The sequence below is a fragment of the Salinibacterium sp. NK8237 genome (assembly GCF_015864955.1).
Lineage (GTDB): Bacteria > Actinomycetota > Actinomycetes > Actinomycetales > Microbacteriaceae > Rhodoglobus.
Map to the genome: position 1 here is coordinate 762,328 of NZ_JADYWE010000001.1, position 25,390 is coordinate 787,717.

The 25,390-nt window shown below is 61.8% G+C and carries 26 protein-coding genes; 9 read left to right on the top strand and 17 right to left on the bottom strand.

Annotation, left to right across the window (positions count from 1 at the left end; translation table 11 throughout):
* Positions 1 to 31 precede the first annotated feature (31 nt).
* Both I6E56_RS03710 and map read left to right on the top strand, forming a co-directional pair.
* On the top strand, positions 32 to 658 hold the full coding sequence (locus I6E56_RS03710) for a TetR/AcrR family transcriptional regulator (RefSeq protein ID WP_197136122.1): 627 nt from the start codon (positions 32 to 34) through the stop codon (positions 656 to 658).
* Positions 655 to 1,422: a type I methionyl aminopeptidase gene (map, locus tag I6E56_RS03715; protein ID WP_197136123.1), complete on the top strand. Its 768-nt coding sequence runs from the start codon at positions 655 to 657 to the stop codon at positions 1,420 to 1,422. Before I6E56_RS03710 ends, map begins: the two co-directional genes overlap by 4 nt.
* A 69-nt stretch (positions 1,423 to 1,491) precedes the next feature.
* Here the strand turns inward: map and I6E56_RS03720 are convergent, their stop codons facing one another.
* The 7 genes from I6E56_RS03720 to ffh form a co-directional block, all read right to left on the bottom strand.
* A complete protein-coding gene (locus I6E56_RS03720) occupies positions 1,492 to 2,103 on the bottom strand; it encodes a hypothetical protein (RefSeq protein WP_197136124.1) in 612 nt (203 codons plus the stop codon).
* 44 nt (positions 2,104 to 2,147) lie between these two features.
* The gene (gene trmD / locus I6E56_RS03725) at positions 2,148 to 2,834 is read right to left on the bottom strand and encodes a tRNA (guanosine(37)-N1)-methyltransferase TrmD (RefSeq protein ID WP_197136125.1); all 687 of its coding nucleotides are present in this window, start codon (positions 2,832 to 2,834) and stop codon (positions 2,148 to 2,150) included.
* 16 nt (positions 2,835 to 2,850) lie between these two features.
* The gene (gene rimM, locus I6E56_RS03730) at positions 2,851 to 3,459 is read right to left on the bottom strand and encodes a ribosome maturation factor RimM (protein WP_197136126.1); all 609 of its coding nucleotides are present in this window, start codon (positions 3,457 to 3,459) and stop codon (positions 2,851 to 2,853) included.
* A gap of 48 nt (positions 3,460 to 3,507) precedes the next feature.
* Positions 3,508 to 3,744 (bottom strand): RNA-binding protein, encoded by a 237-nt coding sequence (locus tag I6E56_RS03735; RefSeq protein WP_010203243.1) that lies wholly within the window; start codon positions 3,742 to 3,744, stop codon positions 3,508 to 3,510.
* A 3-nt stretch (positions 3,745 to 3,747) separates the two neighbouring features.
* Complete coding sequence (rpsP, locus tag I6E56_RS03740; protein ID WP_197136128.1) at positions 3,748 to 4,197, bottom strand: 30S ribosomal protein S16; 450 nt, start codon at positions 4,195 to 4,197, stop codon at positions 3,748 to 3,750.
* Positions 4,198 to 4,392: 195 nt separating this feature from the next.
* On the bottom strand, positions 4,393 to 5,175 hold the full coding sequence (locus I6E56_RS03745; protein ID WP_197136130.1) for an LLM class F420-dependent oxidoreductase: 783 nt from the start codon (positions 5,173 to 5,175) through the stop codon (positions 4,393 to 4,395).
* A gap of 80 nt (positions 5,176 to 5,255) precedes the next feature.
* Positions 5,256 to 6,824, bottom strand: coding sequence for a signal recognition particle protein (gene ffh / locus I6E56_RS03750; RefSeq protein ID WP_197136132.1), 1,569 nt, complete (start codon positions 6,822 to 6,824; stop codon positions 5,256 to 5,258).
* 76 nt (positions 6,825 to 6,900) lie between these two features.
* Here ffh and I6E56_RS03755 point away from each other — a divergent pair, with 76 nt between their 5' ends.
* The gene (locus I6E56_RS03755; protein ID WP_197136134.1) at positions 6,901 to 7,782 is read left to right on the top strand and encodes an LLM class flavin-dependent oxidoreductase; all 882 of its coding nucleotides are present in this window, start codon (positions 6,901 to 6,903) and stop codon (positions 7,780 to 7,782) included.
* Between the two features lie 50 nt (positions 7,783 to 7,832).
* Positions 7,833 to 8,354 carry a gamma carbonic anhydrase family protein gene (locus I6E56_RS03760; protein WP_197136136.1) on the top strand — a complete coding sequence of 174 codons (522 nt, stop codon included), beginning with the start codon at positions 7,833 to 7,835 and terminating at the stop codon, positions 8,352 to 8,354.
* Positions 8,355 to 8,408: 54 nt separating this feature from the next.
* On the opposite strand, the gene ftsY is transcribed toward I6E56_RS03760, so the two are convergent.
* Positions 8,409 to 9,278 (bottom strand): signal recognition particle-docking protein FtsY, encoded by an 870-nt coding sequence (gene ftsY / locus I6E56_RS03765; RefSeq protein WP_197136138.1) that lies wholly within the window; start codon positions 9,276 to 9,278, stop codon positions 8,409 to 8,411.
* Between the two features lie 55 nt (positions 9,279 to 9,333).
* On the opposite strand from ftsY, the gene I6E56_RS03770 reads away from it, so the two are divergent.
* A complete protein-coding gene (locus I6E56_RS03770) occupies positions 9,334 to 9,897 on the top strand; it encodes a histidine phosphatase family protein (protein WP_197136140.1) in 564 nt (187 codons plus the stop codon).
* A gap of 36 nt (positions 9,898 to 9,933) precedes the next feature.
* On the opposite strand, the gene smc is transcribed toward I6E56_RS03770, so the two are convergent.
* Positions 9,934 to 13,566 (bottom strand): chromosome segregation protein SMC, encoded by a 3,633-nt coding sequence (gene smc / locus I6E56_RS03775; RefSeq protein ID WP_197136142.1) that lies wholly within the window; start codon positions 13,564 to 13,566, stop codon positions 9,934 to 9,936.
* 195 nt (positions 13,567 to 13,761) lie between these two features.
* Here smc and I6E56_RS03780 point away from each other — a divergent pair, with 195 nt between their 5' ends.
* Complete coding sequence (locus I6E56_RS03780; protein ID WP_197136144.1) at positions 13,762 to 14,832, top strand: GNAT family N-acetyltransferase; 1,071 nt, start codon at positions 13,762 to 13,764, stop codon at positions 14,830 to 14,832.
* Here I6E56_RS03780 and mutM read toward each other — a convergent pair.
* The 4 genes from mutM to I6E56_RS03800 are packed head-to-tail and all read right to left on the bottom strand — an operon-like array spanning position 14,829 to position 17,255.
* Positions 14,829 to 15,728 (bottom strand): bifunctional DNA-formamidopyrimidine glycosylase/DNA-(apurinic or apyrimidinic site) lyase, encoded by a 900-nt coding sequence (gene mutM / locus I6E56_RS03785; protein ID WP_197136147.1) that lies wholly within the window; start codon positions 15,726 to 15,728, stop codon positions 14,829 to 14,831. The genes I6E56_RS03780 and mutM overlap by 4 nt on opposite strands.
* Positions 15,729 to 15,733: 5 nt before the next feature.
* Positions 15,734 to 16,435 (bottom strand): ribonuclease III, encoded by a 702-nt coding sequence (gene rnc, locus I6E56_RS03790; RefSeq protein ID WP_374061345.1) that lies wholly within the window; start codon positions 16,433 to 16,435, stop codon positions 15,734 to 15,736.
* Between the two features lie 26 nt (positions 16,436 to 16,461).
* Entirely contained in the window at positions 16,462 to 16,665 is a 204-nt protein-coding gene (gene rpmF / locus I6E56_RS03795; RefSeq protein ID WP_197136152.1) for a 50S ribosomal protein L32, read from the bottom strand.
* A gap of 2 nt (positions 16,666 to 16,667) precedes the next feature.
* Positions 16,668 to 17,255: a YceD family protein gene (locus I6E56_RS03800; RefSeq protein ID WP_307842753.1), complete on the bottom strand. Its 588-nt coding sequence runs from the start codon at positions 17,253 to 17,255 to the stop codon at positions 16,668 to 16,670.
* 264 nt (positions 17,256 to 17,519) lie between these two features.
* Here I6E56_RS03800 and I6E56_RS03805 point away from each other — a divergent pair, with 264 nt between their 5' ends.
* From I6E56_RS03805 to I6E56_RS03815, 3 genes are read left to right on the top strand one after another with little or no spacing between them, the layout of a single operon-like run.
* A complete protein-coding gene (locus tag I6E56_RS03805; RefSeq protein ID WP_197136153.1) occupies positions 17,520 to 18,539 on the top strand; it encodes a putative F420-0 ABC transporter substrate-binding protein in 1,020 nt (339 codons plus the stop codon).
* Entirely contained in the window at positions 18,532 to 19,542 is a 1,011-nt protein-coding gene (locus tag I6E56_RS03810; protein WP_197136155.1) for a putative F420-0 ABC transporter permease subunit, read from the top strand. Before I6E56_RS03805 ends, I6E56_RS03810 begins: the two co-directional genes overlap by 8 nt.
* On the top strand, positions 19,539 to 20,324 hold the full coding sequence (locus I6E56_RS03815) for an ABC transporter ATP-binding protein (protein WP_197136157.1): 786 nt from the start codon (positions 19,539 to 19,541) through the stop codon (positions 20,322 to 20,324). Before I6E56_RS03810 ends, I6E56_RS03815 begins: the two co-directional genes overlap by 4 nt.
* A gap of 60 nt (positions 20,325 to 20,384) precedes the next feature.
* Here the strand turns inward: I6E56_RS03815 and I6E56_RS03820 are convergent, their stop codons facing one another.
* The 4 genes from I6E56_RS03820 to I6E56_RS03835 are packed head-to-tail and all read right to left on the bottom strand — an operon-like array spanning position 20,385 to position 25,354.
* The gene (locus tag I6E56_RS03820; protein ID WP_197136159.1) at positions 20,385 to 22,604 is read right to left on the bottom strand and encodes a DUF3488 and transglutaminase-like domain-containing protein; all 2,220 of its coding nucleotides are present in this window, start codon (positions 22,602 to 22,604) and stop codon (positions 20,385 to 20,387) included.
* Entirely contained in the window at positions 22,591 to 23,961 is a 1,371-nt protein-coding gene (locus tag I6E56_RS03825; RefSeq protein WP_197136161.1) for a DUF58 domain-containing protein, read from the bottom strand. Before I6E56_RS03825 ends, I6E56_RS03820 begins: the two co-directional genes overlap by 14 nt.
* 11 nt (positions 23,962 to 23,972) lie before the next feature.
* Positions 23,973 to 24,968, bottom strand: a complete 996-nt coding sequence (locus I6E56_RS03830; protein WP_197136164.1) for a MoxR family ATPase — start codon at positions 24,966 to 24,968, stop codon at positions 23,973 to 23,975.
* A 26-nt stretch (positions 24,969 to 24,994) separates the two neighbouring features.
* Complete coding sequence (locus I6E56_RS03835) at positions 24,995 to 25,354, bottom strand: PLD nuclease N-terminal domain-containing protein (RefSeq protein WP_197136166.1); 360 nt, start codon at positions 25,352 to 25,354, stop codon at positions 24,995 to 24,997.
* Between the last annotated feature and the right edge of the window lie 36 nt (positions 25,355 to 25,390).

The window sequence follows — 25,390 nt, forward strand, 5'->3', positions numbered from 1 at the left end:
AAGCATCGGACCGAAAGACTAGGTATCCCCCGTGCCAAACACCGCGATCGTTCGCACCGAACCAGTGCAGCAGCGAAGCGCAGAACGAATCAACGTCCTCCTCGATGCGGCCGCTGTACTTCTCGACGAGATGGGCATTGATGCCCTCACGACGAGCGATGTGGCAAAGCGGTCGCGTTCGTCGGTTGGCGTTATCTATCGCTACTTCCCCAATATCCAGTCGCTTCTTCGTGGCCTCGCCTCGCGAAACTTCGATAAGTATCGCGCTGGGCTCTCAGCAACGCTCGCCAAGCGCGCCACTACGGGGCTCGAAGCACTCAACACCGCCATCGACCTCTACGTCGAGTTTTGCCGCACCGAGCCAGGCTTTCGAGTGCTGTCGTTTGGCAACGTGATCGACCGACGTTTCAATGTCGATCACAAGAGCAACAACACGGCGTTGGCAGAGATTTTGACGGACCTCCTGGTCACTACATACGAAGTTCCGCCTTCGGATGCCCTCGCTTTCGACATCGAAGTCACGGTAGAAATCGCCGATTCACTGTTGGAGCGTGCATTCTTGTATGACCCGCGCGGTGAAGAACCGTTTATCGACAGACTCCGAGAGTTCATTGCGCAGCTCTTGGCACCGCACACGAAAGAGGCCGTAACCGCATGATCGAGTTGAGAACCCCCGCCGAAATCAACGAGATGAAGGCAGCAGGCGAATTTGTTGCCAGCGTGCTCACCGCCACCGAAGCGGCATCCAAAGTAGGCGTGAACCTGCTCGAGATCGATGCCCTCGCTCACAGCATGATTCGCGAACGCGGCGCGGAGAGCTGCTACATCAACTACCACCCCTCGTTCGGCGCTTCGCCCTTCGGCAAGGTCATCTGCACCTCCGTCAACGACGCGGCCCTGCACGGACTCCCCCACGACTACACGCTGAAAGATGGCGACCTCCTGAGCCTCGACTTCGCCGTTGCGGTCGATGGTTGGGTTGCCGACTCTGCGATCACTTTTGCGGTTGGCACTCCCCGTGACGAAGACCTCAAGCTCATGGATGCCACCTCTCGCGCCCTCGATGCTGGTATCGCCGCGGCTATCGTCGGCAACCGCATCGGTGGCATTTCGGCCGCAATCGGTGACGTCGCCTATGGCGCAGGCTACGAAGTGAACTTGGACTTTGGCGGGCACGGAGTCGGCCGCGAAATGCACGGCGACCCGCACATCCCCAACGATGGAAAAGCCCGTCGTGGAATGCCCCTCAAGCCGGGACTGGTCTTTGCCATCGAGCCGTGGCTCATGATCGGCACCGATGACATCTACACGGATGACGATGGTTGGACGCTCCGCAGCGCTGACGGCTCTCGCGCTGCGCACTTCGAGCACACCGTTGCAGTAACACCAGACGGCCCGCTCGTTCTCACTGCTCGCAAGTAGGCGCAGTCTGCGCGCGCTCAACCTCAGTGCGTCGAGAGTGCACCCCAGCGCTCTCTCTAACCGTCAGCCTCAGCCTTGGGTACCAACGCGACGCTCGAGCTGAACCGGAGCAACGGTGCTGGTGTAGTCCCAGCTGCCCTCGCTGTTGGTGCCTGCCTTCGGGATAGCGAACAGCACGTCGTAGGTGGTCGGCGCTGAGCATCCGAGCGCTGACGGATTAGTTTCGTGGCCGACGCGCAGACTATCGGGCTGCGGGAGCACCCAGACTGCGATGAGTTCGCACGACGCCACCTCAGCGGTGATGACGATGTCTGCGCCGCCGAGCGTCGCCGCCAACTCTCCCCGAGCCTTCACTACTTCGGCGTCAGTGGCGTCGAGAAGCACGTCAACTGACGGCCACGCATCCACCGACACCGCAGACTGCGCGTAGCCCTCAGGCAGCGGACTCGCGGTGAGATCGGCGAACGTGACGTCGTCAACGGTCATCCGTCGCGTGGTGAGCGTTGAGTCGCTCGATTCGCCCGCTCCACCTTCGGAGCTTGCCGTTGATGCCGGTGCTGGTGTCGCGGCATCCGTCGACGATGATTGTGAAAATTCGTCATCAGTCGCGGTGCAGCCAGCCAGCAACGCAACTGCCGCGATTGCTGCGAGAAAAGAGCCGGGCGTCGTTCTAAACGTCATGGCTCCATGCTTACACAGGGGGCTGAGGCGCGAAGAAAGTTGTACTACTCCGCGTCGGGCAAGAGATCGGGGCGAACGCGCTTGGTTCGCTCGACCTGCTGCGCGTGACGCCAATCAGCAATCGCCTTGTGATTTCCGCTGAGCAGCACAGGAGGCACAGCACGCTCGCGCCACGTCGATGGCTTGGTGTAGCTCGGGTATTCGAGGAGGCCCTGTTCGTGGCTTTCCTCAGTCAGGCTCTCGGGGTTGCCGATCACGCCAGGCACGAGACGGCCAATCGCCTCGATCATCGCCATCGTGGCAACTTCTCCGCCATTGAGCACGTAATCGCCGAGACTGATCTCACGAACCTGAACCGTGGATGCCGCGTAGTCGATCACTCGCTGATCGATGCCCTCATAGCGACCGCACGTGAAGACGAGATGCTTCTCGAGCGCCAGCTCGCGGGCTGCAGCCTGCGTGAATGGAACTCCGGCAGGCGTGGGAACGATCACTACCGTTTCGGGCGTGAGAACGGCATCCAGCGCTTCTCCCCATGGCTCGGGGCGCATGACCATGCCAGCGCCACCGCCGTACGGAGTGTCATCAACCGTGCGATGACGATCGTGCGTGTAATCGCGCAGATCGTGCACACCCAACTCGATGATTCCCCGCTCGCGAGCCTTGCCAAGCAGAGAAATATCGAGCACCCCGAAGAAATCGGGGAAGATCGTCACGATGTCGATGCGCACGCGGTGACCTTCGCTGCTAGTCGCACTCGGGCGCGTCAGCCTCGTCAGAAGCTGCGCTCGGCATCTCTTCTGAGACCGCTTCCGCGACCGCTTCTGCGGGCTCTTCGGATGCGTCTTCCGCAATCTCCTCGAAGAGTCCGGGAGGTGGAGTAACCACCATCTCGCCTGCTTCAATGTCGACGCTAGCCACGATGGACTTCACGAAAGGAACCAGAACGTCACCGTTGTCGGTAGTGACGGTTAACAAATCTTGCCCGGGGAAGTGATCTACCTGAGCGAGAGTGCCGACCTTTTTGCCGTCACGAATAACGGTGAGGCCGATTAGCTGGTGGTTGAACCACGCGTCTTCTTCAGGCGCCTCATTGGGATCGTGATCGATCCACAGAATTGCCTTGACGAGCTTCTCAGCGGCACTGCGGTCAGGAACGCCCTTGAAGAACGCGACCGGTTGTGCGTTAAACCACTTGAGCTCAATGAGCTCCAGTGTCTTGCCATGCCAGGCCGAACTTGTCGGCACTTGCAGAGAAAACACGGCGCCCGGAACGAAACGACGTTCCGGGGCATCCGTGTACATCTCTACTTTGACGGCTCCCTTAAGCCCGTGAGCCTTCGTCAGACGCCCCACTCGCAGCTGTGTGCGACCTTCTCGGGGAATCTTTACTTCGCCCACTGTTTAGAAGTCAGTGTCGACGACGTCGACACGAACCTTGCGACCATCGGCCAGAGCCGTGATCAGCGTTCGCAGTGCTTTCGCGGTGCGACCAGAGCGACCGATTACGCGGCCAAGATCTTCTGGGTGCACGCGAACCTCGAGGAGTTCACCGCGTTGCGTGTTCTTTGCAACGACCTGAACGTCTTCGGGGTGGTCGACGATGCCTTTAACGAGGTGTTCGAGCGCGGGAGCGAGCAATTGCTAAGCCTTGTCTGCGTTAGCGGCAGGTGCTTCAGCAGGAGCCTCGTCAGCGACGGGAGCTTCTGCAGCAGGTGCCTCTTCAGCCTTAGGCTCAGCCTTCTCAGCCTTGGGCTTGAGAACAGGCTTCTTCTTCTCGTCAGCCTGGAACTCTGCTTTAGCTTCCTTGACCTTGACGGTGCTTACAGCGTTCTTGTCACCCTTGAAGATGCCCCAGTCGCCAGTCAGCTTGAGGATTGCCTCAACCTGCGGGCTAGGCTGCGCGCCAACGCTCAACCAGTACTGTGCACGCTCGGACTCGACCTCGATGAACGAGGGCTCCTCGGTGGGGTGGTACTTTCCGATTTCTTCGATGACACGACCATCGCGCTTCTTGCGCGCGTCGGCAACGACGATGCGGTAGTAGGGTGCACGGATCTTGCCCATGCGCTTCAAACGAATCTTTACAGCCACAATTCTCCTGATTTAAATGTTTATTGGTGGCGAACCGCTAGCCGTGAGCGTGGGGGCACACTCGGCAGAAAAGCTCTAGTGGATTCCATCCGGGCCTGATTAGAGGGTCGGGCTACGGAGGACTCAACCGCCTATTCTGCCAGAGTTTTGACGGCTTGGGGAACCGATCGCCAATAAAGCCCCAAAGAGGTGCCGCTAGCTGTTCTGAGAGTCACGCCACGCGAGCCACTGCTTGGTGCTCGTGAGGTCGTAATCAGGTCCGGTAATACCGAGCGTGAAGAGGGTGATGCCCTGCTCACGCATGCCGTCAGCATCTTCAACACTCTTCTGGCGCAGTTCGTTAGAGATCTCGATCTCGTTGATGTCGCGGCCAACGGTTTCGCAGTGGGCTGCCAAAACGCCCATTTTGTGGACGAGATCGGCTCCAGTGGCGAAGCTGTGCCAGATATCGGCGTGCTTAGCAACCAGCTTGAGGGTCTTCTTCTCTCCACCACCACCGATGAGAACGGGGATCTTGCGTGTGGGAGGCGGATTCAGCTTGCCCCAGCGCGACTCGATGCGCGGTAGCGCCTCAGCAAGGGCATCCAAGCGTGAGCCGGCGGTGCCAAACTCGTAGCCGTACTCCTGATAGTCACGCTCGAACCAGCCTGCGCCGGTGCCGAAGATGAAGCGGCCACCACTGATGTGATCGAGAGTGCGGGCCATGTCGGCCTGCAGGTCGGGGTTGCGATAGCTGTTGCAGTTCACGAGCGTGCCGAACTCAACGCGGCTCGTCATCTCAGCCCACGATGCCAGCTCTGTCCACGCTTCAAAGTGCAGCCCGTCTGGCTCGCCATACAGCGGGAAGAAGTGATCCCAGTTGAAGAGAACATCGACGCCAAGCTGTTCAAGCTCCTTTACTCGGTCACGAATGACGGAGTATTCGGCGTGCTGAGGTTGAAGCTGAACGGCAATACGAACGGGGCGGCTCTGTGTCATAACTCCACAGTAACCCCTCCCGCAGACACCTAAAAGAGTGGTTCAGCGCCGGCGACGGAAGGGTCAAAAACCGCTAATGGCTAACGCCCGAGAAACTTTTGCAGACTTTCGAGTTCTTCCGGTGACGGTCCGCCGGCGGCGGGCTTCGAACCGCCTAGACCAAAGCCAGAGCCAGCGGGTGCAGAGGTTCCGACAACGCCCTGCGCGCGAGCTGCCTCTTCTGCAGCGCGCTTGGCGGGGTTGCCCGACTTGGAACCCTTCTTTTTCTGGTTCTTCTTGGAGTTGGCCGACTTGCCGCCATGTCCGCCGGGGATCGGGCCCATGCCAGGAATCTGAGGAGTGCCACCCTTAGCGACTGTCTTCATCATCTTCGCGGCCTGCTCGAAGCGGTTCACGAGCGCGTTCACCTCGGTGACGGTCGTTCCCGAACCACGCGCAATACGCACGCGACGCGAACCATTGAGAAGCTTCGGTGTTGTGCGCTCCTGCTTTGTCATCGACTGGATGATGGCCTCAGTGCGCGTGATCTCCGACTCATCGAAGTTGTCGAGTTGCTCGCGCATGCCCTTCGCGCCGGGAAGCATGCCAAGCATGCTCTTGATCGAGCCCATGTTCTTGAGCTGCTGCATCTGCTGCAGGAAGTCATCAAGAGTGAAGCTATCGGTCGCGAACTTTTCGGCAACCTTGCGCGACTCTTCTTCGTCGAAGGTTTTCTGCGCCGTCTCGATGAGGGTGAGGATGTCACCAAGGTCGAGGATGCGGCTGGCCATACGGTCAGGGTGGAACGGCTCAAAGTCGCCAAGACCTTCACCCGTCGACGCAAACATGATCGGACGACCGGTGATGGAGGCAACGGACAGCGCTGCACCACCGCGAGCGTCACCATCGAGCTTGGTGAGCACAACACCCGTGAAGTCCACGGCCTCTTGGAAGGCGCGAGCGGTCTTGACGGCGTCTTGACCGATCATCGCGTCAATAACGAAGAGCACTTCGTCAGGGTCAACAGCCTTGCGGATGTTGGCTGCCTGCTTCATTAGCTCGGCATCCACGCCCAAACGACCAGCGGTGTCAATGATCACAACGTCGTGCTGCTTGTCTTTGGCAAACTTCATCGCTTGCTTAGAGACCTTGACCGGGTCGCCCTTGCCGTTACCCGGTTCGGGGGCGAAGACGGCGACGCCAGCCTGCTCGGCAACAACCTGCAGCTGGGTGACAGCGTTCGGGCGCTGGAGGTCAGCCGCGACCAACAGCGGCGTGTGGCCGTCAGCTGCGAGCCACTTCGCGAGCTTTCCGGCGAGAGTCGTCTTACCGGCACCCTGCAGCCCCGCGAGCATGATGACCGTCGGCGGGTTCTTCGCGAACTCGATACGGCGAGCCTCGCCGCCCAGAATCGTGACGAGTTCGTCGTTGACGATCTGCACCACCTGCTGGGCCGGGTTCAGCGCCTGCGAAACTTCGTGGCCGAGCGCACGTTCACGAACGCGACCCGTGAATTCCTTGACGACCTCGAGCGCAACGTCAGCATCGAGGAGGGCACGGCGAATCTCGCGAACGGTGCCATCGACATCCGCCTCGCTGAGCTTGCCCTTGCCGCGCAGGTTTTTGAAGGTATCCGCGAGGCGGTCGGTGAGATTTCCAAAAGTGGCCATGATGCCACCAGTTTAAGGTGTCTTTGGCTGTGCGGCGACCCACAACGCCGACAGAGGCTCCGAGTAGGGTGAGAACGTGAGACACGGCATCGTAATACTCCCCCAACAGCCCTGGGCTGAAGCCAAGCATCGCTGGATTCAGGCTGAGGAACTCGGCTTCGATCACGCGTGGATTTACGACCATCTGTCGTGGCGGTCCCTCGCCGATGAGCAGTGGTACGCCACGGTTCCGACTCTCACGGCAGCCGCTAGCGTCACTAGCCGCATCGGGCTCGGCACCTTTGTCGCTTCGCCCAACTACCGGCATCCGGTTCCCTTCGCCAAAGAATTGGCGACCCTCGACGACGTCAGCGACGGCCGCTTTCTACTCGGCGTTGGCTCGGGCGGCACCGGCTTCGACGCGACAGTGCTTGGCCAAGCCGAACTCAGCCCGCGCGAACGCCATGCCCGGTTCGAAGAGTTTGTGCGCGGCCTCGACGAGCTACTGCGCTTCGAAGACCCCGGCAGCGGCGGCATCAGCTTCAACGGCGACTGGTTCACTGCCGTCAATGCGCGGATGGTCGGGGCCCCTGCCCAGCGACCACGCCTGCCCTTCGTGGTCGCCGCTGAGGGCCCTCGTGGCCTCCGCTTGACCGCCGAGCTCGCCGACGGCTGGCTCACCCTCGGCCGCACCGCTGACACCCTCGACGAGTGGTGGCAGATTGTCGCCGACACCTCCGCGCGCATGGATGACGCCCTCGAGAAGGCCGGCCGAGCATCCGCCAGCATTGATCGCTACCTCAATTTGGATGGCGCACCCCAGTTCAGCCTGGAGAGCGTCGACACGTGGGAAGACGCTGTCGGTCGCGCCGACGCGCTCGGCTTCACCGATGTGATTGGGCACTGGCCCCGCGCCGACGGCATCTACGTCGGCAAGGAAAGCGTGCTCATCGAGATCGCCTCCCGCTTCTCCCGCTGAGCGTCCACAGTGACGCGAAGCCCGCGCACAGCAGGCGATAGCGTAGAGACATGACAGCTCTCATCGTGACCCTCGCCGGACAAAGCCCCTCAGTCGCCGACAGCGCTTTCCTTGCGCCCAATGCCACCCTGATCGGCAATGTCACCCTTGCCGAGTGCGTCGGCATCTTCTACGGCGCTGTACTGCGCGGCGACACCGACGCCATCACGATCGGCGAAGGCTCGAACCTGCAAGACAACGTCGCCGTGCACTGCGATGAGGGCATCCCCACCACGGTCGGTTCCGGAGTGAGCGTCGGCCACGGCGCCGTCCTCCACGGCTGCACCGTCGAAGACGACTGCCTCATCGGGATGAACGCCACGGTGCTCAACGGCGCAGTGATCGGCACTGGGTCGCTCGTGGCCGCAGGCGCAGTCGTGCTCGAAGGAACCGTCATCCCGCCCGGATCACTCGTCGCCGGAGTGCCTGCGAAGGTTCGCCGCGAACTCAGCGACGACGAGAAGGCGGGCGTTCGCGAGAATGCCGCGCACTACCTTGAGCTGTCAGCGGCACACAAAGCCGCTAACAGCTAGCGAGAGCCGCTTGCACGTCGCGAACGGCCGACGCCAGCAACTAGCAACTAGCAACTAGCCGACGAGGCCCTGCACGAAGACGTGCGGGGTGAAACCGGTGAGGTCGTTGATGCCCTCACCCTGGCCTACAAGCTTGATCGGGATGCCGGTGCGTTCCTGAACGGCGAGCACGAAGCCGCCTTTCGCTGAACCATCAAGCTTGGTGATGACGAGGCCGGTCACCCCAGCGTGCTGAATGAAGGCTTCTGCCTGAGCAACGCCGTTTTGGCCGGTTGTCGCGTCAAGCACGAGCAACACTTCAGCGATCTCCGTCTGCTTCTCAACAACGCGACGGATCTTGCCAAGCTCATCCATCAGACCGCTCTTGGTCTGCAGGCGACCAGCGGTGTCAATGATCGCGATGTCGATGCCCTCGCGCTGAGCGCGCTCAACCGTCTGGAAGGCGACGGATGCCGGATCTTGGCCTTGCTGCTGGGGGCGCACGATTTCGGCTCCCCCGCGCTCCGCCCACGTCGCCAGCTGCTCAACGGCAGCGGCACGGAATGTGTCAGCCGCACCCACGACCACCGTGCGGCCATGGCCAACGAGGAACTTGGTGAACTTGCCAATCGTGGTGGTCTTTCCGACGCCATTGACGCCCACAACCAGCACGACCGCAGGGCGGGCGCTGAGAGTGAGAGTCGGGTCGAGGCGGGCGAGACGCTCCTCGAGGGTTTCGCGCAGCATCCGCTTCAGGTCTGTGGGGTCGTCAGTTTTGAAACGCGCGACACTTGCCCGTAGCTCGTCGATAACGGATTCAGTGATGTCGGGGCCGAAGTCGGCCGAGATCATCGCGTCTTCGAGGTCACTCCAGGTCTCCGCGTCGATCGTGTCGCGCGCGAACATTGATTTGAGTGCGCCCGAGAGCGACCAAGATGCTGCCATGACTACAGGTTAAGGCAGGTTCATGCTGCTTCCCTAACCGCGCTAGGGTTTTTAGATGCTCTCATTGATTCGCCATGGCCAAACCGACTGGAACGCTGCCGGACGCATGCAAGGTTCCAGCGACATTCCCCTCAACGACACCGGTCGCGAGCAGGCGCGAGAGGCGGTAGAGGTATTGCGGGGCTCCGAGTGGGACGTCATCGTCAGCTCTCCCCTGCAGCGTGCTCGCGAAACTGCCCAGATCATCGCCGACGGTTTGGGTCTCGAGCTCGGCCGCAGCTACGACCTGCTTATCGAGCGCAACTATGGTGAGGGCGAAGGCCTCACGACCTCCGAGATCAACGAACGCTGGCCCAACCACAGCGGCTACCCCGGGCTCGAATCACTTCATGACGTCGTCGAGCGCGGAATCACCGCCCTCAACGAGGTGACACAGGACTACCCCGGCAAAAAGGTGATCGTCGTGTGCCACGGCACAATCATCCGCTACACGCTTTCGCAACTGGCCGGTCGTGACTTCGACCACATTCTCAATGGCTCGGTATCGACGGTCGAAAAGCTGCACACGGGCTGGTGCGTGCACACCGTCAATGGCGAACCGCTCTCGCGCGTCGACTAGCAGTCACCGCTCATCACGAGCGATCGCTCTCACGATCTAGCTCGCGTCGACTGACGCCGTCTCTTTCGCGACGCGCTGGCCCACGACGGCGCTGATGCCATCGGCACGCATGCTGACGCCGTAGAGGGCATCCGCAATTTCCATCGTGCGCTTTTGGTGGGTGATGACGATGAGCTGGCTGGTCTGGCGCAGGTCTTCAAAGATTGCCAGGAGACGTCCGAGGTTGGCGTCGTCGAGCGCCGCTTCAACCTCATCCATGATGTAGAACGGGCTGGGGCGCGCTTTGAAGATGGCGATCAGCAGCGCGACGGCCGCTAGCGACCGCTCACCACCGCTCAGCAGCGAGAGACGCTCGATCTTCTTGCCTGCCGGCTTCACCGTCACTTCGATTCCTGTGTTCAACAGGTCGTCGGGGTTGGTCAGGAAGATGCTTCCGGTGCCACCGGGGAACAGCACCGGGAAGACATCGTTGAACGCGTTCTTAGTGTCTTCGAATGCGCTCGCGAAGATGACTTGCATTTTCTCATCGAGCTCGTCGATGATCGTCAGCAAGTCCTTGCGGGTGTTCGTGAGGTCGGTGAGCTGCTCGGTCAAGAATTTGTGACGCTGTTCGAGCGCATCGAATTCTTCGAGAGCGAGCGGGTTAACCCGACCCAAGCGCGCCAGTTTGCGTTCAGCCTTCTGCAGGCGAACCTCTTGCTCAGCACGCACAAACGGGCGACCGGATGCCACGGGCTCAGCATTCTCGTCTGGCTCAGGTGCTGCGGGGCTCGCGTCAGATTCCGTGGCAGCGGAGTTCTCGTCGGGCTCCGCGACGGCGGCACTCTCGGCCGCTTCGTCGTTCACACGGTCATCGGGAACCGGCACTTCGGGGCCATATTCCGCCACGAGTACGTCTTCGACGAGTCCGAGTTCTTCCCCCGAGCGTTCGAGGAGGCTCGAGAGGTGCAGCTTCTTTTCGTAGATCTGCATTTCGAGACCGTGGACGCTTTCGCTGACCGCCGAGAGGCGTTCACGCAATGCCGATTCTTCGCGGCGCAGAGTGGAGAGTTCTTCGTTCTGGGCCGAGCGCGCCGCTTCCTTCGAGGCGAGAACAACGCGTGCTTCGGAAAGCGAACGATCAACCGAGTCGAGCACCGCGGGAAGCATCTCTACGACCTTGGTCGCGGAGGCGATCTGACGTTGGCGAATAACAGCCAGTCGCGCCTGCTCTTGGGCCGCTTCGCGCTCGCGCACAAGCTGGGCGGCGAGCTGTTCGGCGCGGGCACGCTCGGCGCGCACTCGCTCGCGGATGGTCTCCATTTGGATGCGCAACTCGACTTCGTGGGCCCGGGCGGCATCCACTTCGGCCAGCATGGGTTCACGTTCGGAGACGTCGAGCATGGGGCGCGGAGCCGCCTGGTACTTGTCGGCGGCAGTCTGCGCGCGCGTCACCTCGGTGGTGGCGTCGGCCACAGCTTCTTCGGCAACGTCGACCGCGCGAGCAAGACGGTCGCACTCGGCTTGGGCTGCCTCGGCCTGAATGCGGTGGCGGCCGAGCAACTCGGACTGCGCGGCAAGCTGGGCGTCATATTCGCGCAGGGTTACGAGCGCTTGTTCGGCATCCGTCTTGGCGGAGGTAAGCTCGCGGCGCTTCTCGTCGAGCTCGAAACTCGTGCGCTCGATCTGGGTCGTGACGACACCGAGTTTGTCGGCGGCGGCATCCCGTTCGGCAACAAGTTCGAGGCGCGAACGCTTGGCACCAGAGCCGCCGCGCAGCACGAACTGCGTGAGTACATCGCCGTCACGGGTCACGAAGGTGAGATCGGCGGCGTTCGCGAGTGAGCCGTAAGCGGCGCGGGCGACCTCAAGGTCGTCGGCGATGAGAACGTGGGTGAGGAGACCGTGCACTCCGTCGGGGGCCGTGACGACGTCGGTGGCGGGGACTGTGCCGGGCGCCGTTCCGAGCGAGACCGACCGCTTGGCGGCGTTCGCGACAACCACTTCGACGCGACCGAAGTCGCGCGAGGCAGACTCGGCAAGCGCATCAATGGCCGAATCGCGGTCATCGGCAAGTACGGCATCCGCAAGCGTGCCGAGAGCGGCAGCGATCGCCGCTTCGTAGCCGGGAGTGATCTTTACATGCTCGGCAACGAGGCCGCGGATGCCCGAAAGCTTGGCAGCGACGAGAGCGCTTGAGCCGTCCTTCTGATCGACCGCGAGGGATAGCGCCGAGTTGCGGGCGGCCAAAGCATCGCGCTCGCGCTCGGAGGCATGGAGGGCTTCGCGCAGGGCTTCAATCTCGGCCTGAATGCTCGAAACCTTGGCTTCGGCAGCCTCATAGGCGGTGTCGAGCGAGCCATCACTTTCGATCGTAGAGTTGCCGGCCTCGGCTTCGAGGGCTTCGAACTCGGCCTGAGCGGCTTCGCGACGCGACTGGGCTTCGGCGAGCGCCTGCTGCTGACGAACGAGTTCACCCTGCGCTGCGGTCAGAGTGGAGGTGGCGACTTCAACGCGAGCGGTGAGACCGGCGCTCTCCAGTTCATGACGCGAAACGAGCGCACTTTGCGCGGCGATTTCTTCGTCGAGGGAGTCGAGCGCGGCCTTCGCTGTTGCGGTTGCGGCAGCGGCTGCGGCGACGGCCTTCTCGGCATCCGCTACGCCGGTCGCAAGTTCATCGGCGCCGGCCTTGACTTCGTCGACGAGGGTCTGGCTGACGCTGTTGCTCGAGACAGGCGCATCGCTCTGCTGGCCGAGCAACGACAGTCGCTGGTTCGCGAGCGTGTAGAGGCTGCGCAAACGCTCTTGCACCGATTCGAGGCCGAAAGCTACGCGGCGGGCTTCGTCTACTTCGCCGCCGACTTGAGCTTGCTCGAGGCGGGCTTCGCGCAGTTTGTTCTGGTCGAGCTGCTCTTGCAAGACGATGCGCTGTGTTTTACGTTCGCTCTCGCTGCGGCTGAAATCGTTGATGCTCGAGCGCAGTTCAACAACCTCGTCGGCGAGGAGACGGGCGCGAGCATCCCGAACGATCGAAGCAATCGAGGCCGCTTCTTTGGCAATCTCTGCCTGCTGCCCGAGTGGCTTCAGCTGACGACGGATCTCCCCCGCCAAGTCAGAAAGGCGTGTGAGGTTTGCCTGCATGGCGTCGAGCTTGCGCAGCGTCTTCTCTTTGCGGCGACGGTGCTTGAGGATGCCGGCCGCTTCTTCGATGAAACCGCGACGGTCTTCGGGGCTGGCGTGCAACACCGCATCCAGCTGGCCTTGACCAACGATGACGTGCATTTCGCGACCCAGACCGGAGTCGCTCAGGAGTTCTTGAACGTCGAGCAGGCGGCATGAGGTGCCGTTGATCGCGTATTCACTGCCGCCGTTGCGGAACAGGGTGCGGCTGATGGTGACTTCGCTGTACTCAATCGGCAGCGCGCCATCCGCGTTATCGATCGTAAGAATGACCTCGGCGCGGCCCAGCGGTCCCTTGGTGGCGGTTCCGGCGAAGATGACGTCTTCCATCTTGCCGCCGCGCAGAGTTTTGGCACCCTGCTCGCCCATCACCCAGGCGAGGGCATCCACCACATTCGACTTGCCCGAACCGTTGGGGCCGACGACACACGTCACACCCTGTTCGAACGCAAAAGTGGTCGGTTGAGCGAACGACTTGAACCCTTTGAGGGTCAAACTCTTGAGGTACACGTCACCGCCCGGTCGATTGTCATTAAATGGCTGACCACAATGATGGTCAAAACCTTGCTACACGGTACCGGATGCGCGGGGCTGCGGTGATCTGCCGCGCAGAGGCATGCGGCTGTCTGCTCTAGCGCGTTGTGGGCTCCGAGCGTATTCTGGTCGGCTACGCCGTAGCGCCTCCCACCACCGTTAGGTGCACTTATGACTGACATAGCGATCTCGCCACTTGATATCCCAGTGCACATCGATCCGAGCGGCAGCGATGAATTCTGCCAAGCAATGGCAGTACGTAATCATCTGAACGCTCTCACTTTTGGTACCGCTGACACTGCGCTTGACCCGGCAGAAGAACTCCCGCGCTGGCAGCCGACCCAGTTCGAGAGCTACCAGATGCTCGTGGCAACCGACGAAGGTCACGTCATCGGCAGAGGCGACTATGAAACCACTGACGGCGACGATGGCGATACCGCTTGGTTAGGGGTGTACGTGCATCCAGAATATCAACGGCGCGGAATCGGCAGCCGTCTCCTCACCGAAGTCGAGGCACTCGCGATTGCCGACGACAAACGTCAAGCTCATGTCTATGCGCCGGCAGCCCTGAGCGACGGCACTGCCATTGATTCACCGACCGGGTTCGGGTCAATCCCCCGGGACAGCGCCGAAACGCGCTTCATGCTCGCGCACGGGTACAGCTTTGAACAGGTCGAGCGGGTCAGCAGACTACCGCTGCCACTCCCCGGCTTGCACTCCTTGGTTGACCGAGCCATCGACCACTGCACTCGTGACTATGCGGTGCATGAGTGGGCAGGTCACTGCCCTGAGCGCTGGGTCGAAGACTATGCTCTGCTCTACTCCCGCATGAACACCGATGCGCCATCGGCTGGACTTGAACCACCCGCAGATGTGTGGACAACCCAACGAATACGCGAAAACGAATCCCGGCTCATTGCTGGCGGGCTCACTCCCGTCGTCGCCGCCGTTGAACATGTGGCAACGGGAAGTTTGGTCGGCTTCACGGGACTCAACGTGCCCGAGCGAACCGCTCGCGCCATCACTCAAGGAAACACGATCGTGCTTCGCGAGCACCGCGGCCACCGTCTCGGCAACCTACTCAAGGTGCTGAATCTGGCGCACCTGCAGCGAGTCGCGCCCGGCCATCCCTCAATCGTGACCTACAACGCCGAAGAGAACCGCCATATGCTCGCCGTTAACGAAGCCGTCGGCTTTGTTCCCGTCGGCTACGAGGGCGTCTGGAAAAAAGAGCTGCGTTAACTCGAAGGCGAGGTAACGCGAATGCGCTGGCAGAACTTGCAGAAGTGCGAACCCCGATTCATAAAGCTCTCACGCACGACCTCGCGACCACAGCGCGGGCAGGCCCGACCTTGCTGGCCGTAGACATTGAGCGAGTGCGCGAAGTAGCCCGACTCACCGTTCACATTGAGGTACTGGGTGTCGAAACTCGTGCCGCCCTCGGCGAGAGCCTTCGCAAACACCGCCCGCACTTCGGCGAGTAGCTGCACCGCTTTCGCACGACTGAGAGTTTCGGTGGGCTGGTTGTAGTGCACGCGCGCGGCCCAGAGCGCTTCGTCGGCGTAGATGTTGCCGATGCCGCTGATCAGAGTCTGGTCGAGCAGCGCCCGCTTCACCGTCGTGCGCTTGGCTTTCAGCGATCGCAAGAACTTGGCATCGTCGAAGAAGGGGTCGAGCGGGTCACGCGCGATGTGTGCGACCTGGCTCGGCACCGCGAACGCGGGCTGATCAACAGTGGGCAGCATGCTGTCGATCGCCATCGAGCCGAAGATACGTTGGTCGACAAAGTTGAGTCGCAGTGCGCCGTGGTCAGGATGATCAAGTTCGATGCGAATGCGCGTGAGCCGGTCATCCGTACTCCGATCACGTAAAAGCACTTGCCCGCTCATGCCGAGATGCGTCACGAGAGCTTCGCCGTCGGCGTCAGCGCTGTCGGCGAGAGGGAGCCACATGAACTTGCCCCGGCGCTGAGGCGTCAGAAACGTGCGACCGGTCAGACGATCGATAAAGTCTTCGCTCGGCCCCTCATGACGGCGTAACGAGCGCTCATCAAAGACGGTGACGGATGCCGCCGTCGCGCCAGTAACAGCCGGTTCGAGCCCCGCACGCACAACTTCAACCTCAGGAAGTTCGGGCACAGCTGCTACGCGGGAGTGGCTTGGAGGATGGTCCAGGCTTCGAGCGCAGCAGCCATTTCGGCTTGCTTCTTGCTCGATCCGATGCCGGACGCAATGACCTCGTCGTCGAGAGCAACGCTCGCGTGAAAACGCTTGGAGTGATCGGGGCCGCTATCTTCGATGCGATAGTCGGGAGCCCCACGCCCGAGCTGGGCGGCGAGCTCTTGAAGGCTCGTCTTGGGATCCATTGCTGCGCCAAACCGCTCTGGGTCGGCAAGCAGCGGAGCGACGAGGCGAAGGACGAGCGCGGTGGCTTCGTCCCCGCCGAGGTCGAGGTAGGCGGCACCGATGATCGCTTCAACAGTGTCGGCCAAAATGGACGGCTTTTCGCGGCCGCCCGTCTGCTCTTCTCCCTTGCCGAGGCGAATGAATGCGCCAAGACCAATCAGGCGCGCGATTTCAGCGAGCGCTACAGAAGAAACGAGCCTAGCCCGACGCTTGGCAAGGTCTCCCTCGTCAAGCTCCGGGTTATCGCGATACAGCTTGACCGTTACTGCCTGGCCAAGAATTGAGTCACCAAGAAACTCGAGTCGCTCGTTGTTCGCGATGCCGCCGTTTTCGTACGCGAAAGAGCGGTGCGTCAACGCAAGCGTCAATAACTCGGGGTCAATAGTGACCCCGAGCACAGCGGAGAGCTCAGCCGGTGAGCTAGAGCCCGTCATCGCCATTCTCGACCCGAGTGTGTGAAGACTAGTTAAACGTCAGCGACCTTGCGGCCCTTGTACTCCATGTACAGGGGCGAGCCAGCGGAGTCTTCGACTACCTTGGCGCGGTGCGGCAGGCTGTAAACAGTCTTGCCGTTTTCAATGGTCTTGACGAGGGTGGGAGGGGTTGCCTTCCACTGGGCGCGGCGCATGCGGGTGCTGGCCCGCGACATCTTGCGCTTCGGTACTGCCATGGCTAACTCTTTTCTTCTTGGGTCTCAGGTGGATCGTTCGCGTCGTGCGAGTTCTGGTCATGCGAATCTTGCGTGAAATCTTGGAGGCCGGCCAACGCTGCCCAGCGAGCATCGATGGGCGCTTCGTGTTCGTGTCCTGGATTATCGAGCAGCCGAACCCCACACTCAGGGCACAGGCCAAGACAATCCTTCTGACAGACCGGCTGGAACGGCAGTGACAACACTACCGAATCCCGCACTACAGGTTCTAGATCGATGTATTCGTCGATAACCGTGTAGTCGAAAGCTTCGTCCTCAGAATACGCGAAAAGTTCTTGAAACTCGACTCGGACAGGCAGGGTGACGTCAATGAGGCAACGAACACACTCTGCTTGAGCTTTGCCCGACACAACGGCATCCACAAGAATGCCATCGTGGAGTGACTCAAAACGGCCCTTGACGGACAGTTTCGAACCCTTTTCTACCCCAACAACGGCGGTACCAAAGGTTTCGGGTACGACGACCTGAATGGAGTGCTCTCTCATCTCGCCTGGGCGGTGAATGAGATCGCGCACCAATACGGCATACGGACTCTCGTTGATTCTAGACACGATCGTCGATTCTACCCCCGCAACGGCATCCCTGTCGCCCCCGGTCAGCAATCGCTCAGTCTGTTCACCCACGGATGAGCACACCGCGCGGTGTGGGTTGGTGTCCACATGAGGCTTTGTACCTCTCTAGACTGGGGCAACAGACCCGTGCGCTTGGTATGGCGTGGTTGGTTTGCCCAGGATTGGGCTGCCGGTCTTCTCGAAACACTTTTCGTTCTTTGTGGCGCATTCTCGCGCCCATTCACCCGTTTCTTGGAAGGCTTCATGTCTGCACTGTCTCGTTCCGCTTTGTCTCGTTCTGCGCTGTCTCGTTCTGCGTTCTCGCGCACCGTGCTGCTCGCGGGGGTGTCTGTTCTTGCCCTGAGCGGATGCACGGCTGCCGCTGAGGAAACGGAGACCGCTTCGCCCGATGCTGCCGCGCAATCGGTTGAGCTCAGCAACTGTGGCTTCGATGTCACTTTCGATTCCGCCCCCGAGCGCGTCATCACGATCAAGTCGTCGACCACCGAGATGCTTCTGGCGCTCGGCCTGGGCGATCGAATCATTGGAACTGCCTTTCAGGACGGCCCTGTGCCCGACCAGTGGGCATCCGATGCTGCAGGCCTGACTTCGATCGCCGACCGCGTGCCAAGCGAAGAAGCCGTTCTTGATCTCGAACCAGACCTTGTCTTCGCGGGCTGGGAATCAACGTTCAGTGCTGACGCTGCCGGCGAGCGCGCCGACCTCACTTCTCTGGGCATCAACACCTTCGTGGCTCCTTCGGCCTGCCAAAGCGCGGAACAGCCCGCCCAACTCAGCTTCGAGAACGTCTTCAGCGATATCGAGACGGTTGCCTCGATCTTCCGCGTGGATGCCACCGAGATCGTCGATGAACAGCGGGCACAACTGGCCGCTATCGATGCCAACGGTGACTCCCGCACCGCTCTCTGGTTCTCCTCAGGCTCCGACACTCCTTATGTCGGCGCCGGTATTGGTGCACCGCAACTGCTGCTCGACACAGTTGGCCTCACCAACATCGCGGGAGACATCGACTCGACGTGGGCTCCCTTCAATTGGGAAGCCGTCGTTGACGCCGACCCCGACTTCATTGTGCTCGTGGATGCCGCCTGGAACACCGCAGACAGCAAGATCGACGTGCTTGAGGCCAACCCCGCCACCGCGAACCTCAGCGCTGTGAAGGCCGGCCGTTACCTCGTGGTGCCGTTCGCGGCGAGCGAGGCCGGCGTGCGCAGCGTTGAAGCTGCCGAAAGCTTGTCGGCTCAAATTGCGGAACTCGATGGCTAAAGTTTCTCCGCTCACCTTCGGCACCGCGCTGGGGATCGCACTTCTCGTGTCGATCACCATCGCGGTGACGATTGGCCCTGCCGACATCCGCTTCGATGAAGTGTGGCGTTCGATTGGGAGCCACCTCGGCATTGGAGTGAGCCCGCTCACGGAATTACGAGATGGCATTGTGTGGCAGTTGCGCTTGCCTCGCGTGCTCACCGCTGCGGCGGTGGGTGCGGGGCTCGCGCTGAGTGGTGCGGTGATGCAGGCCATTACGCGTAACCCGCTCGCTGACCCGTACTTGCTCGGGCTGTCATCGGGCGCGGCTCTGGGCGCGGTGTCAGTGATTGTGCTCGGCGCTGCCGTCCTGCTTCCGCTGGCCGCCTTTGTGGGAGCGTTGCTCGCGCTCACCCTCACGTTGCTGTTGGCGGGATCGCTTGGCGCGATCACCCCGTCGCGCACGGTGCTCGCGGGAATCGCCGTCTCGGCACTCGCCTCGGCAATCACGAGCTTTGTCATTTTCTGGAGCGTCGACGGCGACTCCTACCGCGAAGTGTTGTCGTGGCTGCTCGGCTCCCTCAGCGGAGCACGCTGGCCCGCCGTCGGCATCACCATCGCCGCCATCATCGTGATCGGAATCCCCGTGATGCTCACGGGACGACTGCTCGACTCCTTTGCCTTCGGCGACGTGCAGGCAGCGTCGCTCGGGGTGAACGTCAGCGCGACCCGCTGGGGACTGCTGGCGGCATCCGCCCTCGTCACCGGCGCCATGGTCTCGGTGAGCGGATCGATCGGGTTCGTCGGGCTCATCCTGCCGCATGCCGTTCGACTGCTCGTCGGGCCTGGGAACCGCGCCCTGCTCCCCCTCAGCGCTCTCCTCGGCGCCGTCTTTCTCGTCTGGGCCGACACTCTTGCGCGCACACTCTTTGACCCGCGAGAGATTCCCGTCGGCATCGTCACTGCCATGATCGGTGCCCCCATTTTCGCGTTCCTGCTCACTCGGCGAAAGAGTTCAACATGAGTGACGACACCGGCCTGGTCGCCGAACGCATCCGAGTCACCATCGACGGCACCCTGCTCATCGACGATGTCGACTGCACGGTAGCGCGAGGCTCCCTCAGCGCTCTCGTGGGGCCGAACGGTGCCGGAAAATCCACGCTGCTGCGGGCCCTGACCGCCGTGCAGGCTCCGGCATCCGGAACCGTCACGTTCGGCAACACCGACCTGCTCGGGATGCCGCGTCGCCAACGCGCACGCCTCGCCGCGTTCGTCGAGCAAGACGCCACCACCGACTCCTCCCTCACCGTCGACATGGTCGTGAAGCTGGGGCGCCTGCCGCACCAATCGCTGTGGGAGGCCGACTCCCCCGAATCTGCCGCCGTCGTGACCGCATGCCTCGAGACCGTGGAGATGACCGCGTTCCGCGAACGCGAATTCCGGAGCCTCTCTGGCGGAGAAAAGCAACGCGTCATGCTTGCCCGCGCCCTCGCCCAAGAACCGCAACTGCTCACCCTCGACGAACCGACCAACCACCTCGACATCGCAGCCCAGCTCGCCGTACTCGAGCTGCTGTCGACCCTGCGCACCACCGGCGTCACCGTGCTCGCCGCGCTGCACGACCTCTCCCTCGCGGCGAGCTACTGCGACCACATCATCGTGCTGTCCCACGGCCGCGTCGTGGCGGCAGGCGCGACTGAAACGGTGCTGACTGAACAGCTGATCGCTGACGTGTATGGCGTGACGGCTTCCATCCTGCGCAATCCAGTCACGGGCAAGCCTGTCATCGGGTTTAGCCCGGCGTAACCCATCTCCGACTAGCTCAGCCTGATCTCTGAGAAGACCCCGCTCAGCCTCTCCTCAGCACTAGCCGCGGCGGTCTCGTGAGCTGAACGCCGTGCGCGGAGCGAGTGTCGCCCACACGCGCATCCTCCAGCCGACGGATGACCGCAGTGCCGTCACGACGTTCCTCACCCCTGCCGCGCGCACAGTTTGTGGTCGCGCGCTGAACGCGCTCGCCTCAACCTGACCCAGCAGCGATCTGAGGGCGGACGCCTCAGCCGCTCCGAGGGACTCGGAGAGGTACTCGTACTGCTGGCGCGGAGTTGCCGTAGTGCTCAACGGATAGCCGAGGTCGATCGCGGTGTCGCGCACCTCGCGCCATGCGAGGCCTGTTTCACCTCGCCGCACGCCGGCCAGTCGCAGAGCACGACGGCTGCTGCGCACGAGTGCCGGGATGAGCACAAGCACGGGCACGGCGAGCATTAGCCACCACCAGGACGAAATTTCGACGCTAGTTGTCGTTGCTGTGTCCACCTCGTCTTCGCGGGGAATCTCGGGGCTTGCGCCAGCAGTCGCCGTCGAGGTGGACGTTGGGGTCGCGACTGGCTCGGGTTGCGACTCATCAACATCAGGCGTGCTGGGGTCGTCTTCGATGCTTTGGGCAAAACGTGGTGCGCTTCCCACCGAGACTGTCGGTTCGAACCGGATCCACCCGATGGTCGGAAAATAGAGCTCCGGCCATGCGTGCAAGTTGTCGGTGGACACGAGGAAGCGTCTTTCCTCCGCGTCATCCGCAATTCGCTCGCCAGGGGTGAAACCGACAACCACTCGCGCCGGGATCTCAAGGCTGCGAGCCATTGCAGCCATGGCAGAGGCGAAGTGAACGCAGTAGCCGCTCTTCGCGGTCAAAAACTCTCCGAGAACACCGGCACCGGAACCGTCGTAGTCCTCGGCGACGGGAGCTTCTTCTGAATAGGTGAAGTCGCCATCGGCAAAGAACGATTGCAACGCCAAAGCTTGATCAAAGCGCGTTGCTTCGCCGCCGGCGACGTCATCTGCAGTTTCTGCCACGACGCTCGGAAGGGTCTCGGGAAGCTCAAGATAGCGCTCGAAACCATCGGGCAGAGTCGTGGGCGCGGCCTCGAGTTGCTCAATCGAGGGCGCTGGCGAAACGAAGGCGACTTCGTAGTTTTGGTCACGAGAGTTCGAGTCGTCCGTCGATACCGTCAGCCCGTCTGGCTCCCACGACCAGTCACCGTCGAGCCCACTAATGGTCGTCGCCGCGTAAGGCACCGGCAGGAGCTTTCCCCGGATGCGCTCGATCTCGATCTGCAACACCTTCTCCTCCCGCGGCACTTCGTCGGCAAGACCGGGCGGCAGCGGAAACTCCTCGACGGCACCAGCGGCTGTCGGCTCGTTTTCCGATGGCTCCCAGGTGTCGTCGGCAAACACGTCAAGCGCCGCCACCCGCAGGTATTCCCCGCCACTCTCCGAGGCATAGGTCAACGCCCGCAACGGGACACCGCGCCGCAGGTCGCTACTGAGGTTGATGATCGGGTTTACCCCGGTGGAAATGAGCCCCGGCCCAGCATTCGACTGTTCTGCAGGCTCAACGCTCGGCAGTACCACCGGCACGATGAGCGACAGCACGAGCGCCGCTGAGATCAACGGCCATGCCGAGCGGAATGCCTTGTGCTGTGACGCCACTAAGAGAACGGCAACGTAGGCAAGCGCTGTAGCCGCGAAAACAAACGCATCGTGCAATTCAGTGCGCACAAAGCTCGGCACCAGCAGGAGAACAATGAGCGGGATGGCGGTCAACGCTGGCTTCTGCAACACGAACGCCGCGACATCCATCGCCACTGCCACTGCCACCGCACCGAGACAAATCAGGAAGACGATCCCAATAAACGCATCAGCGGGAAAGCGCTGCACTGCCATGGAGTCTTGCCCTTGAACTACCAGTTGATTGAACCGGGTAACCGTGCCGACAGTCGGGATGATGCCGAGGATGGCTGTTTGAGGCGCAAACATCAGAACGAGCGATACCAGCCCGCCAACGGCAGCCACCAATGAACCGAGCCAGGCCCGCGAGTTCACACTGCGAAAAGCAGCGCCAGACGCGAGAGTCACCACCACAGCCGCCATGAACGGAAACCACCAGGCGCCTTCGGTGAGCACTGCGCCGAGGCTACTCGCCGCGACACCGATTGCCAGCGCTAAGACACCCGCAACAGACCACAGCCGCACTCGGCGATCATGCTTCGCTACGCTCGTGGCTCGTGCTGCCTCAGTCGTGCTCACGAAGCACCTTCGATTCGGCTACAAAGAGGTTCCACGCCTCGGCGACATCGTCATACGAGCGCACCGAGATCACCTTCCAGCCTCCGGTACGCAACTGATCCGCCACTGGCGGACGCTTCTCGGCACCGCCTCGCTCACGATCACCGAAACTCGACGAAGACTCCACGACGAACGCGACCGCAAACCCAGCACCGGCCGCCTGCTCGACCAAGAAATCGACGGTGTCAGTATCCGGATGCGCGACGAGCGCAATCGTTGGCGCGGTCGCACCCGCTCGCGCCACCGGGGCAGTCGTCCAGCTGGTTGGCGAATCGATAGGCGCTATCGCCGCGAGTCGAGTCAAAAGATCCTGTTCGGCCGCCGATCTCCGGTGCAGGATTGCAGCATCCGTTAATTGGGAGAGTCCCGTTTCGACAATGTGCACGAGAAAACCCTCGCGACGCAATTGCACAGCCGCCGACGCGAGCATGCTCACCACCCACTCGAAACGCGCACTGTGCGACGACGAAACGGTAATGCCCGAAGACGACCGCACCGCTGGGGCGCGACTGGCATCGGGATACCCCGCGAGCCGAGTATCGACAATGATGCGGGCCTGCGGGTAGCTGTGCTGCTCCTCTTGACGAACCATGAGACTGCCGTGCCGAGCGGATGCTTTCCAGTGCACACGACGCATGGCATCGCCCCGACGATATTCGCGCGTCATGGCATCATCGTCGTCACCAGCGGCACGACGTTGCACAACCCTCGCTTCGCCGTCTCCGGACTGCGCGAGCAGCACCGTCGACGCCAGTTGCACCACCTGCGGAGTCACCACGAGCGGTGTCTCGCTGCCGACATTCCAGCCACCCCAAGCCAACTGCAAAGGGTCGGATGCTTCGAGCATGAGGGGTCCGATCTCGAAGACTCCGCGAGTAGCTGGGGTGAGCGTGTAACTCAATTGAGCCGCGCTGCGGTCGTTCCGCGCCTCCGTTTTCACCGACAGCCGCGGTAGCCAACCATTTTCGGTCACCCACGGGCGCCACGGAAGACCATCGCGCCAGCGCATCGGCGTTGTCGGCCGTCGCCGTTGGTTGTCGACGCGCAGAGCGACGGCTGTTGTGCTCCCGGCTTCTACCACCGGGAACGAGAAACGACGTGTGACAGTCAGCGCAGCAGCGTGCGTACGCACAAACAGTGCAGCCACGACGGGCAAGGCAACCGCAAAGGAACCGACATATAACAAAACCGGCATACCAGCGCCGACGCCCACTCCCAGCGCGATGGCACCAGCAACAAGGAACGTCGCACCGCGGTTTGTCAGCCGGGCACCACCCAGCACAATGCGAATAGTTCGCAGCAGCACGTCGCGGGCCATGACAGCCCTTTCTAGGATGCGGCCGCGTGCACCGGCACCGGAGTCTCCGCCACGATGCGCTCGATGACATCCGCGATCGAATGCCCAGAGAGCAGTGCCGAAGTGTCACCGGTGTGGCGAGCAGGAATCATGCGATGCGCCAGCACCGTGACAGCGAGCGCATCAATGTCATCCGGCAGCACAAAATCGCGGCCATCAATCGCTGCACGAGCCTTAGCTGCGCGTACCAAGTGCAGCGTCGCACGCGGACTCGCCCCGACACGAACCTCACGGTCGCGGCGAGTAGCTTGAGCGATTGCCACCGCATATTCCTCCACGGCAGTGCTCACGAAGACACGGCGCACTGTCGCGATGAGTTCACGCAGCTGCTCCACCGACACCACCGGAGTGAGCGCATCCAGCGGGCTGGTCAGCTCGCGCGACCGCAACATGGCCAGCTCGGCTGCGGCATCCGGATAGCCCATTGAAATGCGGGCCATGAACCTGTCACGCTGCGCCTCAGGCAACGGATAAGTGCCCTCCATCTCGATGGGGTTCTGTGTCGCCACCACGATAAAGGGGCTTTCAAGTTCGTAGGTAGTGCCGTCGACGGTGACACTCGACTCGGCCATGCACTCGAGCAGTGCCGACTGCGTCTTGGGGCTGGCGCGGTTGATCTCGTCACCAATCACAATATTGGCGAACACCGGGCCTTTCTTAAACTCGAACTCTCGCGTGTTCTGGTTATAGACCGAGACACCAGTGATGTCTGCCGGCAGCAAGTCTGGGGTGAACTGCACGCGAGAAACGGTGCTGTCGACCGTGCGCGCCAGGGCTCTCGCCAGCATGGTCTTACCGACCCCGGGCACATCCTCGATGAGAAGATGACCCTCCGCCAGCAACACCGTGAGCGCCAATCGCACGGCCTCAGTCTTGCCATCAATCACGGTCGAAATACTGCGCACAATGGCGTCACAGTGATCGTGGAACACGTCGTCGGGTAGTGACCCGGAGCTAGGGGCATCCATGGAGTGAGTCTTACACCGGTCTTCCACTACGGCAATTGCTTACGCTTGCGCAGTTCATTTTCGAGGGCACGGATTTTTTCCTGGCGTTGAAAGTATTCGATTTCAGCATCGAGATTCGCGAGCTCTTCTTCGGTCGAGCTTGGCTGCCTCGACGGCTGGTGTGCGCGACGCACTGGGGCGCCAAAAGAGGGAGAGCTAGGTGCAGTCGTCGCGAATTCGCGGCCGAGAGCAAACCAGAGAATGCTGCCGATGAAGGGCATGAAGATCACGAGAAAGATCCACGTAACTTTGCCGAGATGTTTGATGCGTGATTCGTCGATCAGGATGATGTCGATCAGCACTGAGATGAGCAACGCGAAATACGCGAGCGAAATGAGACTCCCCATCCGCTCATCGTAGAGGTAATTTCACACGGAGTCGAG